We start from the raw sequence: 13,326 nt of genomic DNA, 5'->3' as shown, positions 1-13,326 counted from the left end.
TTCATTTGTATAAAGCTGAATGAAATGAATATTTTTATATTGCGAAGCGGATGGAAATGGTTTATAGTATTATTTACAAGGCGGTGTTTGAATTGGAAGAAAAAGGATTGGGATTTATTGGCGCCGGCAATATGGCCGGGGCAATCATAAACGGAATCGTCGGTACAAAAACGTTCCCTGCGCAAAAGATTTACGTTTATGATATCAACACGGAAAAGAGCGAGGCTTTAAAGAAAAAAGCAGGAATTCAGAGTGTGCCTTCCCTTGACGAGCTGGTGAAAAACTGCAGCATTCTTTTTCTGGCGGTAAAACCTCAGAATTTTTCTGAAGTCTTAGCGGATCTGAAACCTTTTGTAAATGACCGGATTTTATTTGTTTCGATCGCTGCGGGTATTTCCACGAGTTACATTACAAGAGAGCTTGGCTGCAACTGTCCGGTCATCCGGACGATGCCGAACACGCCGCTCCTGGTCGGAAAAGGCGCTACGGCCATGTGCAAAACAGCCAATGTTGCCGATGAGGACTTTCAGTTGGTGCAGTCTCTTTTTGCCGCGTGCGGTACCGTAACCGTATTGGATGAAAAGCAAATGAACGCAGTCATTTCCGTAAACAGCAGCAGTCCTGCCTATGTTTACCTGTTTGCCAAAGCGATGATGGACAGCGCGGTGAAGCAGGGGATTGATGCCGCAACAGCGTTGGAGCTGATCTGCCAGACATTTGAAGGGAGTGCGGAAATGCTGCGCCAGCCGGGTCTAACGCCGGAATCGCTGATAAAGATGGTATCGTCGCCGGGGGGCACCACTTTAAAAGCGCTGGATGTGTTTTATGCGCATCATTTTGAAGGAATCGTGGACGAGGCAATGAAAGCCTGTACAAAAAGAGCCGAAGAGCTGGGGAAATAATCATATAAGACAGTTTGTACTCATACACTTTTTAAGGGGGTGCATGAGTATGGCTGTAAACGCAGATAGACTGAAACAAAATGCTGCTGCAAACGGCAGAATTTTTATGGATTCTTTACGCGAGAACCGGGAATTGGTATTCTTTTCTGTATTTTTAATCTGCGGTATGGCATTCGGCGCAGTTTTTGCCAGAAACGCGGATATGATTACACTGAAAAAACTGGATTTTCTATTTTACAGTAATTTTCAATCAAGAGCCGGACAACCAATGTCCACTATTTTTTCAGCGTCTTTTGCTTCCTCATTCCTTTTTATATTTGTTTGTTTTCTTTGCGGCCTTTCCATGTGGGGCATGCTTTTTATTCCTGCGGTCCTTTTCTTCCGCGGATTCGGGCTGGGCTTGACATCGGGCTATTTATATGCGGCTTACGGAGGAAAAGGAGTGCTTTTCAATTTATCAGTTATTTTACCGGGAGCGTTTGTCTGCTGCATTGCGATTTTGCTTGCGGCGAAGGAAGGAGCCCGATTTTCCCGCGTGATCGCTTCATGCAGCGCCGGGGCCGGAAAAAAGGCAATCGGCCCGCCAAAAATAAAACCCTATGTCTTGCGTTTCGGCGCGATTTTGACGGTGGCATTTTCGGCAGCTGTTTTTGACGTCCTGTTTTCGGGATGTTTTGCGGGTATGTTTTCTTTTAAATAGAGGGGATAGAACAAGATGAACGACTACTGTGCAGATTACAGCGATTATCTAATCAATAAAAAAGCGGTGTCTGCAAACACACTGGATTCTTATATTCGCGATGTGGAACATTTTTTATCTTTTCTGGAGGAAAACGGGCTGAGCGACCCATGCAAAGTAGATACGGAATGGATGAACGCCTATGTGAAAAGGCTGATTGAAACAAAGAAATCAAACGCCACAATCACGCGTAATGTTGCTTCCATCCGTAGCTTTTTTCAGTTTTTGATGATCAACAATAAGATGACGAGTAATCCCGCGAAAGCGATACACGTGGCAAAACCGGTCAAAAAACTGCCGCAAATATTGAGCGGCAAGGAAATCGAGCTGCTTTTGGCGCAGCCGGATCGATACGAACCAAAGGGCTGCCGCGACAAGGCCATGCTGGAACTGCTGTACGCAACCGGAATCCGGGTTTCCGAGCTGGTTGATTTGAATTTAGAGGATATGAACTTACATAACGGATTACTGAAATGCTGCAGCGGGAAAAACGAAAGATTGATTCCGGTATATCCTGCGGCAGTAAATGCCGTTGCGGAATATATACAGAATGTCAGAAGCCTGATTATCACGCCGGATGGGGGACATGCCCTGTTCACCAATTTGAACGGGCGCAGGCTTACACGCCAGGGCTTCTGGAAAATTGTAAAGGGCTACGCGGAAAGCGCGGGGATTGTAAAGGAAATTACACCGCATACGCTCCGCCATTCTTTTGCGCTGCATTTGCTGGAAAACGGCGCCGAACTGAAGGATATTCAGCTAATGCTTGGACATGCGGATATTTCATCGACACAGGTATATGTGCATTTGTTAAACGACCATTTTAAAAAAGTTTATAACAGTTGCCATCCCAGGGCAAAACTGGGGTAGAACATTAAAAAAGGATCGGTTATACCGGTCCTTTTTTGTTCTTTATCTGGATTTTCAGCGGCTCTCGCTGTTTAACATGCGAAAGGGGATTTGCCTCCGACGCATTCGTCATCTGTTCGTTGGAAAGATGCGTATAGATTTCGGTAGTGCCTAAATTTTCGTGGCCCAAAATGTCCTTTAAAACGCGAATATCGACGTGCCCGTGCTGGTACATCAATGTGGCGGCCGTGTGTCTGAGCTTATGTACGGAATAATCCTCCAGTTCAATTTCAGAAAGATATTTTTTTACAAGATACTGGACGGTTTTCGGGCTGATCCGTTTCCTTTGCTTACTGATAAATAGTGCGTTCTTGTCAATCAGCGCATCTTTCGGGCGTACTGTAATATAACGGTTAATGGCGTCAATACAGGCTTCGTTCAGATAGACAATCCGTTCTTTATTTCCCTTTCCGACGATGCGTATTGTTTTTTTATTATGGTTTACATCGTTTAAATTCAGGCTGACAAGCTCCGAAAGACGCATTCCGCAATTTAAAAAAAGCACTAGAATACAGTAATCCCGTTCTTTTGTTGACCCGTCCACTTTAGAAAGCAGTTCCAGGCATTGTTCCAGCGTAAGGTATTTTGGGAGGGATTTTTTCGCTTTCGGCGTTTCCAGTTCTTGGACCGGGTTGGTATCCAGTTTTCCGGTCTTATTTGTTAGATATTTAAAAAAAGTCCGGAGACTGGATACTTTCCTCGATCTGGTTGAAGCTAGGTTATTTCGCTCTGTTGCCAGAAAGTTCATGTATTCGTAAACATTGGTCAGCGTAATGGTCTTAATTAAAGCAAGGTCTACGTCAGAAATACGGATTTCTTCGAATTTGGTATTGGGCGGTACCAGATTCCGCTTTTGCTTGATATAGCGGAAAAAAGTACGCAGATCAAAATAATATTCTTCGACCGTTTTCGGAGATTTTCCTCTGATCGTTCCCATATATCCTAAAAATTCCTTGATGATCGGCGGAGCTTCCGCTAAAAGTTCGGGCTTCATAATTCAGTCAACTCCATTTTTGCACCCACCCCAATTATACAAAATATTCATTTTGTATAATTGTATTGTTTTTTTTTAGGAATGTCAAGAACTCCTACTCCATTTCTTCCTTTTTACAGTCCGAACTTTAAATTTTTAGCAAGCCCTGTATATTTATCATACTGTGCGTGGTTTTGGCAAAAGCATGGATAACTCATTTTATATTTGGGGCATCCGTCCGTGGTCTGTTCTAATCCGGCCCCGCAGATTCTGCAATTCAATTCGGCATCGTATCTACTATAGTCACAGGTATCACATCCCGTTAACACTCTTCCATTCTCAATCATACTATCATCCATCTATTCAAATTATTGATTATGAAAGAATTCTATTCCCATCCTTTCAAAAAGATCACTATAAAATTAATTTTACCCCTGCAAAGACATTCTATTCTAACGATTCTTTGGCAGAAAATGTGGTAAACTTTACGCGCTATCCGAATGTTTTTAACGGAAGAATCCCGCCGACATCGGTTAAAGGATCTTTTGTAAGAGAGATTAACTGCACATTCTTATGGTTACAAAATGCTTTGATCTTCAAATAATCGGGATGCGCTTCAATAGTGCCGGCAAACGCAAGCCTGTTTTTCCCAATCATACCGCATGCGCCGCCAAGGAAGCCGTATTCATACCCCGGTAGCGCAACAAAACCGGGTCTGATTTTCAGGACCTCCATGTTTGCGTGGGCCGCCGAAGCCGCTATGGAGGCATCTTCTGTAATGATTGCATTTTCACTAACAATAACCGAAGAACATTTTGCGTATCCTTGTTTTGCAGAAAGGATTGCAATTTGCTTTTTGCCGCAATAATCCACGATCACAGCATCCAATGTCTTTGAATTTGCGATTAATTTTGCGCCGATGCGGGCGGCATTTAAAGCTACGTCTTTGGGGTAGTTTTTTTCAAGATTCGAATGGGAATATACGGGATAAAATCCGTAATGCTCCAATGCTGTTTTTAGATATTCCTCTCCCTTCGCGACAACGATGGCGGTATCTCCTAAAGGATGGCAGAGCATATCTGCATGGGTGCAAACCGGTAAACTCAAATTTTTACATGGCCTTACCGGTAAAACAGTAATATTCCGTTTGCGAAGCGCATCGATTATTTTCGGATATGTACCGGACATGGCCGCCAGCGCCACGTCCGCTTCAGGTAAATTCGGAGAATGGATAAAACGCATATCTTTTTTCCTCTATTCCTGTCTGAGCGCGTCAACCGGCTTCATATTCGACGCCTTATAAGCCGGATAAATCCCGAAAATCGTTCCGGAAAGAATGGAAAACGCTAACACCGGCAAAACCGCATCCCCCCGTATATTCAGCGCCATGCCGAAATAATTTGCACCGGCATAGGATATAAGATAACCTGCGGCTAAACCGAAGATACAGCCGATGAAGGAAATCAGGACTGCCTCGAACATAAATTCCAGCATAATAGAGCTGCGTTTTGCGCCAATTGCTTTTTTTATGCCGATTTCCCGCGTCCTCTCGTTGACAGATACCAGCATGACCGTCATAATGCTCAGGCTGGCCACAAATAACGAAATCGAACCGACCGCTGTAAGAATTAAAGTGATGATATCCAGCATATTCGTCAGGCTGTCCTTTTGTTTTGCCAGATTATTGGAAACAAACGCACCCGTTGAACACTTGTTTCGATCCAGTTTATCAACAATCGCTTGCCCTATGCGGTCAACGTTTCCGCCGGATTTAATCTTTACCGCAATTTGGTCAAAATAATCCTTGCCCGAAGCCTTTTGAACGGTGGTATAAGGTACGTACACAAAAGTTGGAATGTAATTTCCGATAATATTTTGCAGCAGACCGCTGCCAGTCTTTATAATACCGATTACCTTATAATTCTCTTCCGCTCCCCCGCACAGAATGGTGACTGTTTTCCCGATAATATTGCTTCTGAAATACGTACTTTTTGAAAAAGCTTCGTCCACAAGGCACACATTTGCGCCATCCCGGATATCTTCGTTATTAAACATCCGTCCGTAAAGCAGATGAATGGAAATAATCTGATTTGCTTTTGTGTCGATTCCCCACAAAATCGCTTTCGTACGGATTTTTCTTGCCGTTACCTCTGTACTTTCTACCAGGATGGGTGTCGCCTGCTCAACCTGGTCACAGCGTTTAATAATATTCAAATCGGTTTCATTTAGGGAAACGGAACCGGCGTCCTGGGATGCCGATATTGTCAGGCCGCTCAAGCCTAGGCTTTCCAATTCCGTGCTGAGCGCCGTTGTGCCGCATCGACTGATATTTCCGACAATAATTACGGAGGAAACACCAATTGCGATCCCGAATATGGTTAAGGAAGTCCGGACGCGTTTCCTTTGAAGGTTCCGGAACGCGGATTTAACATAATCAATCACCCGAATTCACCGTCCCTCTTTTGACTGGTACTACATAAGAGCCGTTGGAAACGGAATCCGGGTTATTTATAATTTCATCATTTTTTGAGATGCCGCTTGTTATTTCAAAGCCTTTGTCAAACTCTCTGTTTGTTTTTACAGGCGTTTTTACGGCCTTTTTCCCGTTTAACTTGAAAACATACTCATTCCCGTCTTTATCCGCTCTGACAGCTTCGTATGGGGCAATAAGAACCCCTTCGTTTTCAGAAGTAATAATCTTTGCCTTTGCGGTGTAGCCGGGTTTAATTTCACCGCCCGCTTTGTCTACGCTTACAATTACTTCTACAACGGTTTCTTCGCCGCTTTTTGAAAGGACCTGCTTTGCATCGGAAGAAATTTCTTTGACAACGCCGGTATAAGCGGTATTTTTAAAACCGACGCCGGTAATAATTGCCTTCTGCCCTGTCTTTATATCGGATATCTGGGATTCATTTACGGAAAGCCGGATCTGGAGCTGAGCGGGGTTGTCTGAAATAATCGCAACCGGCTGGCCGGTCTGAATATAGCTTTGTTCTAAAGCGTTTAGCGATAGGATTTCTCCAGCATAGGGCGATGTAACGGTCTTTGTTTTGATATTTTGCTGAAACCCACCGGAAAAGTCTGTTTCAGACTGCAATTCGTCTTCAACTCCGCAGAGATCGCTGTCCAAAGTCTGGACTTCCATTAACGGTTGTCCAGCGGAAACGACGTCCCCGGTTTTTACAAAAATCCGGCTGACATATGCTGCGGATGGTGAAAAGACATGGTGTTCGGAAACCCTTTCTACCCTGCCGCTACAGATTACGGAATCATCAACTGTAAGTGGATATACCTTTACAACACTTACTGGAATGGCGGAATTACGGGAAATTTCGCCCCAAGTGAAGATAGCGGCAAGGGTTAATGTTGTAAAGGCAATTAACATTACATTTCTTTTCATTGATTTCCCCCCGTTCCAACTTATTTTGTGAAATCGGGGAAGAAAATATTAGTATCAATTCTCGGAATCCTGTGAATAATTTTCGCTCATGTTCCCCAAAATATTGCTGAGGTGAACATATATGAGCATCATACAATGTGATGAAGATTGCCTTTATCAGCATGACGGCTATTGCAGCCTTGAAATGCCATCTGCGATCACAAATTATACCGGGGACGGCTGTGTGCACTGCATTAAGGTCACTCCGCGAAACTCGGTTACAAATCCGATGAAGCCTCAAACGCCTCCCTCACGTTTTTAACCCCGATCAGCCGGATGCTTTTTGGCTGGGAATGCAGTTGTTTCAGGCTGTGGTAAGGCAAAATGCATTTGGTAAAACCGAGCCGTTCCGCTTCGTTGATCCGCGCTTCCGCGTGGGTTACGGAGCGGATTTCTCCTGCAAGGCCAATTTCACCGAATACAATCGCGTTGTCGCTGATCGGAACATCCTTTAAGCTGGAAACCAGCGCCATGGCTACCGCAAGATCAGCCGCAGGTTCATCCAGCCTTAATCCGCCAACCACGTTGATATACGCGTCCAAATTCGAAAAATAGAAACCTGCACGTTTTTCTAAAACAGCGAGAAGCAATGACATCCGATTGTAGTCAAAGCCGGTAGACATTCTCCTTGGATTGCCAAACCCCGTAGTTGTGGCCAGCCCCTGTATTTCCGCAAGAATCGGTCGGGATCCTTCCAGAATACTGGTAACGCAGGTTCCGGATACATGTTTAGGTCTCCCCGAAAGAAGGGCGAGCGAAGGGTTGTCCACCTGATGCAACCCTTGGTCGTCCATATCGAAAACGCCGATTTCATTCGTTGAACCGTAACGGTTTTTGACAGCACGCAGAATCCGGTAGGACATCTGACGGTCACCTTCAAAATAAAGAACAGCATCCACAATGTGCTCAAGCACCTTAGGCCCGGCGATCGCGCCGTCCTTATTGACATGGCCGACAAGGATAGTAGGGATTTCCAAAGACTTTGCGGCGCGCATGTAAGCGTTTGTGCATTCGCGCACCTGTGTAACGCTGCCGGGAGACGAGTTCAAATCGATATAGTTCATTGTCTGAATGGAGTCAATCATCACTAAATCCGGTTTGTGCGTCCGCATTTGTTCGATAACACATTGTACATCCGTCTCGGTTAAAATATAAAGGTTTTCGCTTTTTACGCCCAAACGGGCGGCACGAAGCTTAATTTGTCTGCTTGACTCTTCGCCGGATACATACAGTATTTTTAACGAGCGACCAAGGTATTCGCAGATCTGTAAAAGGATCGTCGATTTTCCGATTCCCGGCTCACCGCTGATGAGAATCAGCGAACCCTTTACAATTCCACCGCCGAGTACTCTGTCCAACTCGCTCAACCCGGTGTGGTAACGCTCTTCATCTGTGGTACTGATTTCATTAATGGAAATGGGCTTGTTTAGGCTGTGTACCACAGATGTTCCGGCGTTTTTTGAAGCGGCGGGTTCCCGGAATTCCTCATTCATGCTGTTCCACTGGCCACAGCCGGGGCATTTGCCATACCATTTTGCCGACTCAAAACCGCATTCTGAACAAATATAGATACTTTTTGATTTCGCCATATTTTAATCCTCGTTTTTCTGATTCTATATCTAAAATTATAGACGATGCGAATACCAATTACAAGCTGTTACAGCTTTGAATGATAGTAATCAAGGAAGCCGCTGTAGATGGCAAAGGCCATTTGCTTTTGGTAAACCGGATTGTTGAGTTTTTCCGCCTCCGATTCATTGGAAAGAAACCCACATTCAACCATTACGGCAGTTACCTTTGAATTCCATAACAGATAGATTGAGCTTGTGGCCGGTTTTGTTTCGCGCTTATTTTCCGGTTGCAACAGTTCGACAATGCGGCTTTTTATACTTTCCGCAAGCTCTTTGCTTCCCTCATTTTTTTGCGAATAAAAAATCTGCGCGCCACTATAGCGGCTGCTGGTAAAATGATTCTGGTGGATGCTTAAAAAAATACAGTTTCGTTGCGCTTCAATGATTTTCAGTCGGTTATGAATGTCGCTTACCTTCCGCTCCCTCACCGTATCTAAATTTTCGTCACAGATCGATTCGTCGGTTGTTCTTGTCATAACAACATGGAAACCGGAGGCTTTGAAAAGCTGTTCCAATTGCAGTGCGATCTTCAGGTTGATGTCCTTTTCCAACGTTTTTGATTTGCCGACGGCCCCTCCATCTTCCCCTCCATGTCCCGCGTCAATGACAATAGTCGGATTTCGCTTTTCAGCTAGCGCAGACGCCATTTTATCTATTTTATCATAAGAGATGTAGGATAATAATAAAAATACGAGGCAGCTTAAAATTAAGATAGCGATCGGGACAAAATAACTTTTGGACGATTTCAAGACAATCACCCCATGCGACATCTATATGCAAGGGATGATTTTGGATATGTATGAAATAAGTTGCCGGGCCTAAAAAGTCCGCCTTTTCTGACACAAATCCAGAAAAGGCGGACTGAAAATTTATTTTGCTTTTTTAAAGAGTGGTGTTGTCTGGATACTGGGATCTTCCGCCCAGTCGAGAATCGTATTTACTGCGGTGCGGGTAATTTTTGTATCTTCTTGAACCTCTGCAAGCTGTTCTTCCACATTGGAGAGCCGCTCCTCCACACCAGAAAGTCTCCCTTCCACGCCGGTAAGCCGTTCTTCCATACCGGAAAGTTGTCCTTCCACACCGGTAAGCCGCTCTTCCATACCGGAAAGTTGTCCTTCCACACCGGTAAGCCGCTCCTCCATACCGGAAAGTCGCCCTTCTACGCCGGTAAGCCGTCCTTCCACATTGGAAAGCCGTTCTTGCACATTGGAAAGCTGCCCCTCCATGCTGGAGAGTCGTCCTTCCATACCGGTAAGCCGTATATCGACAGAATGAACTTGCGTTTTCACGCCCTGCATATCTTCGTAAATTTTTATAAGTAATTCGTGGTCATTCAATTCATATCACCACCTTATTGTTAGCAGTATAACATTATATTTAAAATCTTTCAAGGTTCTACTTCACAAAAATAAAGTAAAATAGTATCCCCTCGCGAATAGGCGATTTTCAGCAGTACTGCGTTCATACGAGAATATGCAAAAATAATCACCAATGACACTTTATTGCAATCATTGGTGATTATTTAATAATTCTGGAGGCGTCACCCAGATTCGAACTGGGGAATCAGGGTTTTGCAGACCCATGCCTTACCACTTGGCTATGACGCCAATTTTTGGAGCGAACGACGAGGCTCGAACTCGCTACCTCCACCTTGGCAAGGTGGCGCTCTACCAGATGAGCTACGTTCGCGTGTTTGGTGCCTCCGGGCGGAATCGAACCACCGACACGGGGATTTTCAGTCCCCTGCTCTACCAACTGAGCTACAGAGGCAAATGGCGACTCGGATCGGGATCGAACCGACGACCTCTAGCGTGACAGGCTAGCGTTCTAACCAGCTGAACTACCGAGCCATCCTATGGTGGGAGCAATAGGACTCGAACCTATGACCCCCTGCTTGTAAGGCAGGTGCTCTAACCAGCTGAGCTATGCTCCCATTCTGTGTCGCAGTTATCAGCGACGTGTTATATAATACTATATCTTGTAGCAATTGTCAACACTTTGCCTGCAATTTTTTCATTTTTTTGTTTTCTGAGCGGCAATGCGGTTTAAATCCTGCTCCGTTAACGGATACGCATGGCCGCAATATTGGCACTTTACTTCTGCAGTCCCATCCTCCCCTGCGAGAGAAAGAATTTCCTCAGCAGGCAATGTGGAAATCGCACGTTCCACCCGTTCCAAACTACAGTTACAGACGTAACTGACCGGGAACTCGTCAAGAATCTCCATTTCAAAACCATGTAAAGCCGTTCTGCACATTTCTTCAATGCCCATTCCCTTTGCCAGCATGGAAGTAACGGGTTCCAGATCCTGAACGTTCTTTTCCAGTCTGTCGATATCTTCCGGATTTGCTCCGGGCAGCACCTGAATCAGCATTCCGCCGGCTAAAATCCGGCGAATGTCTTTTTTATCAATCAAAACGCCCAATGCGCAGACAGTAGGGATTTGTTCGCTGACCGCATAGTAATTTGTAATATCTTCTGCAATTTCCCCTGATTGAATCTCTACCTGTCCGATATAAGGCCTGCCCTCCCCGTAATCACGGATAACACCCAAAATACCGTTATTCCCTACAGCTCCGCCGACATCCAGCTTTCCATTTGCTTTCAGCGGCAACTCCACTTCGGGATGGTCAACGTATCCACGGCAGTTTCCTTTGCTGTCAGCAACAGCGACAACACTTCCGAGCGGGCCTTTTCCATTTATTTTGAGCGTTACCGTAGCGTTTTCCTTTTTTAACATGGAACCCATAATGGAAGTCCCGGTAAGCAGCCTTCCCAGTGCGGCTGTAGCAACCGCGCTGGTTTTGTGAATTTGCTGGGCGGTAGCAACAAGGTAAGTCGAATCAATTGCCGCCGCCATAATTCCTCCGTCGGAAGTGAGACATCTGATAATTCGATCCATATAAACAAATCCTTTTAAACTTTTTTTGCCACAACGACTATCCGTTCCGCCTGATCACCCGGCTTTTCAAAACTGAGGTCGTCAAATAAACCAACGGTTTCCAATCCTGCCTGTGTCAGCATGGAAAGAATCTTTTGTATATCGTAGGCTCGTTCGTAAAAATGTTCGGAAGCCCTTCGGTATGTGCAGCCGTCCCGTTCGAAAAAGTCCAGCATGATACCTACGCGGCCTGTTTTTTCGTCAAAGCTGTTTTGCCAGACGCAGTAAACCTCGTCCGTATCGTAAACAAAGGTATGATTTCCCAGTACGTATTGATGTTTATACAATGTATTGATATCAAACAGAAAATACCCGCCCGGGTTTAAAAAGAGCGATACGCGCGAAAAAGTTTTCTGTACGTCGCGTTCCGAGGTTAAATGATTAATACTGTCAAGCATACAGATTACCGTATCTACGGTGCCGTACAGGTCGATATTTTGCATTTTCTGGCAAAGGAACAGAAGTTGTAAACCATTTTCCGCCGCCTTTTGCTGCGCAACAGAAAGCATGGAGGCAGAGGCGTCAATCCCATACACGTCTATCTTGCGTTTGGCAAGCTCAATGGTAAGACTGCCCGTGCCGCAGGCTAAATCAAGCGTTAGCCCGGCATCATGTTTAAACCTTTTCAGCAAAGCACAAATATAGTCCGCCCTTTCCGAATAGCCAACATTTTGCGTAAGGTTGTCATAATAACGGGCAAAGGCAGAATAACTCATTCTGACTCCGTACCGTTTTCCAGCCGATTAAAGACAAGCGCATACCCGTCGCATCCATAATTCAGGGAACGGTTTACACGGCTGATCGTGGCGGTTGAAGCACCGGTTTGCGCGACAATATCGCTATATACTTTTTTTGTGCTCAGCATATGGGCAACCAGAAGGCGCTGGGACATTGCTTTAATTTCCGGAACCGTACATAAATCTTCGAAAAAATTATAACATTCGTCTACTGTTTTTAAAGTAAGAATTGCTTTAAATAGAAAGTCAACACTATCATCCTTAATTTTAGAATTCAAACAGTTTCACCTCTTAATCTTTTAGTAAGACATGATTTTAGCACACGAAAGCATAAAAGTAAAGTAACCATCATCTTTTAATAGTAAAATAAAGAAATTAAATTTTCATAAATTTTTTATGCTTATTCTGTAAAAATTGTTAAGTATTTTAATTTTACTAGAAAAAAGATGCTTTTTCTTCTTATAGTTCATATTCGCTGCAGGCAGCGGTAATTCTGGCTCGAATTTCTTCAACCCCTTCGCCGTTAACCGCTGAAAACGGAATAAATTCCAGTTGTTGATTAAAAATTTCATCGAGCAATTGGAGCTGCGTTTCCCGTTCTGTTTTATTCAGCTTATCGCTTTTGGTTGCGACAATCAGAAAAGGAAAACCGGAATCCCGCAAAAAATCGATCATATGTATATCGTCGTCTGTCGGCTTATGGCGCATATCAATAATTTGCAGCACAAGCGCAATTTTTCGCTGCGCGTGAAAATAGCCCTCAACCAACTCGGCCCAACGAATTTTTTCAGATTGCGAAACGCGGGCATATCCGTATCCGGGCAGATCAACCAGTCGGCATTCTGGAGTCCTATAAAAATTAATCGTTCCGGTTTTCCCCGGCTTTGCGCTGGTTCTGGCAAGAGATTTACGATTGAGAACTTTATTAATCAAGGAAGATTTTCCAACATTTGAACGGCCGGAAAATACAATTTCCGGTAGGGTGGAAGATGGCAGCTGGTTTAATAATCCAGCCGCCGATTCAAATTCCGCTTTTCCAAAATTCACATTGTCACC

Annotated in this window: 14 protein-coding genes and 5 tRNA genes; 3 read left to right on the top strand and 16 right to left on the bottom strand. The window is 44.6% G+C overall.

The window, feature by feature from the left end; genetic code table 11:
* Positions 1-56: 56 nt before the first annotated feature.
* The 3 genes from proC to P9B68_RS00935 are packed head-to-tail and all read left to right on the top strand — an operon-like array spanning position 57 to position 2,511.
* Positions 57-902, top strand: coding sequence for a pyrroline-5-carboxylate reductase (gene proC, locus P9B68_RS00945; protein WP_135659241.1), 846 nt, complete (start codon positions 57-59; stop codon positions 900-902).
* A 49-nt stretch (positions 903-951) separates the two neighbouring features.
* A complete protein-coding gene (locus P9B68_RS00940) occupies positions 952-1,602 on the top strand; it encodes a stage II sporulation protein M (RefSeq protein WP_277668292.1) in 651 nt (216 codons plus the stop codon).
* Positions 1,603-1,617: 15 nt separating this feature from the next.
* The gene (locus tag P9B68_RS00935; protein WP_135659243.1) at positions 1,618-2,511 is read left to right on the top strand and encodes a site-specific tyrosine recombinase; all 894 of its coding nucleotides are present in this window, start codon (positions 1,618-1,620) and stop codon (positions 2,509-2,511) included.
* Positions 2,512-2,530: 19 nt separating this feature from the next.
* Here the strand turns inward: P9B68_RS00935 and P9B68_RS00930 are convergent, their stop codons facing one another.
* The 16 genes from P9B68_RS00930 to yihA all read right to left on the bottom strand — a co-directional run bounded on the left by P9B68_RS00930 (position 2,531) and on the right by yihA (position 13,317).
* Positions 2,531-3,544, bottom strand: coding sequence for a tyrosine recombinase XerC (locus P9B68_RS00930; protein ID WP_277668291.1), 1,014 nt, complete (start codon positions 3,542-3,544; stop codon positions 2,531-2,533).
* Between the two features lie 471 nt (positions 3,545-4,015).
* Positions 4,016-4,765, bottom strand: a complete 750-nt coding sequence (locus P9B68_RS00925) for a DUF6873 family GME fold protein (RefSeq protein WP_135659247.1) — start codon at positions 4,763-4,765, stop codon at positions 4,016-4,018.
* A 12-nt stretch (positions 4,766-4,777) separates the two neighbouring features.
* Positions 4,778-5,965 (bottom strand): ABC transporter permease, encoded by a 1,188-nt coding sequence (locus tag P9B68_RS00920; RefSeq protein WP_135659250.1) that lies wholly within the window; start codon positions 5,963-5,965, stop codon positions 4,778-4,780.
* Complete coding sequence (locus P9B68_RS00915) at positions 5,958-6,923, bottom strand: efflux RND transporter periplasmic adaptor subunit (protein ID WP_135659252.1); 966 nt, start codon at positions 6,921-6,923, stop codon at positions 5,958-5,960. The genes P9B68_RS00920 and P9B68_RS00915 overlap by 8 nt, the downstream gene beginning before the upstream one ends.
* A gap of 257 nt (positions 6,924-7,180) precedes the next feature.
* Positions 7,181-8,551, bottom strand: a complete 1,371-nt coding sequence (gene radA, locus P9B68_RS00910) for a DNA repair protein RadA (RefSeq protein WP_135659254.1) — start codon at positions 8,549-8,551, stop codon at positions 7,181-7,183.
* 68 nt (positions 8,552-8,619) lie between these two features.
* Complete coding sequence (locus P9B68_RS00905) at positions 8,620-9,342, bottom strand: N-acetylmuramoyl-L-alanine amidase (RefSeq protein ID WP_277668290.1); 723 nt, start codon at positions 9,340-9,342, stop codon at positions 8,620-8,622.
* A 120-nt stretch (positions 9,343-9,462) separates the two neighbouring features.
* On the bottom strand, positions 9,463-9,930 hold the full coding sequence (locus tag P9B68_RS00900; RefSeq protein WP_277668289.1) for a hypothetical protein: 468 nt from the start codon (positions 9,928-9,930) through the stop codon (positions 9,463-9,465).
* 195 nt (positions 9,931-10,125) lie between these two features.
* Positions 10,126-10,200 (bottom strand) — tRNA-Cys (locus tag P9B68_RS00895).
* A 6-nt stretch (positions 10,201-10,206) separates the two neighbouring features.
* Positions 10,207-10,282, bottom strand: a tRNA-Gly gene (locus tag P9B68_RS00890).
* Positions 10,283-10,287: 5 nt separating this feature from the next.
* Positions 10,288-10,363 (bottom strand) — tRNA-Phe (locus tag P9B68_RS00885).
* A 3-nt stretch (positions 10,364-10,366) separates the two neighbouring features.
* Positions 10,367-10,443 (bottom strand) — tRNA-Asp (locus P9B68_RS00880).
* A gap of 6 nt (positions 10,444-10,449) precedes the next feature.
* Positions 10,450-10,526 (bottom strand) — tRNA-Val (locus P9B68_RS00875).
* 80 nt (positions 10,527-10,606) lie between these two features.
* On the bottom strand, positions 10,607-11,494 hold the full coding sequence (gene hslO, locus P9B68_RS00870) for an Hsp33 family molecular chaperone HslO (RefSeq protein ID WP_135659261.1): 888 nt from the start codon (positions 11,492-11,494) through the stop codon (positions 10,607-10,609).
* A gap of 14 nt (positions 11,495-11,508) precedes the next feature.
* Positions 11,509-12,249, bottom strand: coding sequence for a class I SAM-dependent DNA methyltransferase (locus tag P9B68_RS00865; protein WP_135659263.1), 741 nt, complete (start codon positions 12,247-12,249; stop codon positions 11,509-11,511).
* The gene (locus P9B68_RS00860; RefSeq protein WP_135659265.1) at positions 12,246-12,548 is read right to left on the bottom strand and encodes a YerC/YecD family TrpR-related protein; all 303 of its coding nucleotides are present in this window, start codon (positions 12,546-12,548) and stop codon (positions 12,246-12,248) included. Before P9B68_RS00860 ends, P9B68_RS00865 begins: the two co-directional genes overlap by 4 nt.
* Before the next feature lie 181 nt (positions 12,549-12,729).
* Positions 12,730-13,317, bottom strand: coding sequence for a ribosome biogenesis GTP-binding protein YihA/YsxC (yihA, locus tag P9B68_RS00855; protein ID WP_135659267.1), 588 nt, complete (start codon positions 13,315-13,317; stop codon positions 12,730-12,732).
* Between the last annotated feature and the right edge of the window lie 9 nt (positions 13,318-13,326).

The sequence above is a fragment of the Caproiciproducens galactitolivorans genome (genome assembly GCF_029266045.1).
Lineage (GTDB): Bacteria > Bacillota > Clostridia > Oscillospirales > Acutalibacteraceae > Caproiciproducens > Caproiciproducens galactitolivorans.
Note: the sequence above shows the minus strand (reverse complement) of the source record. Positions and strands in the feature narration are given on the sequence as shown.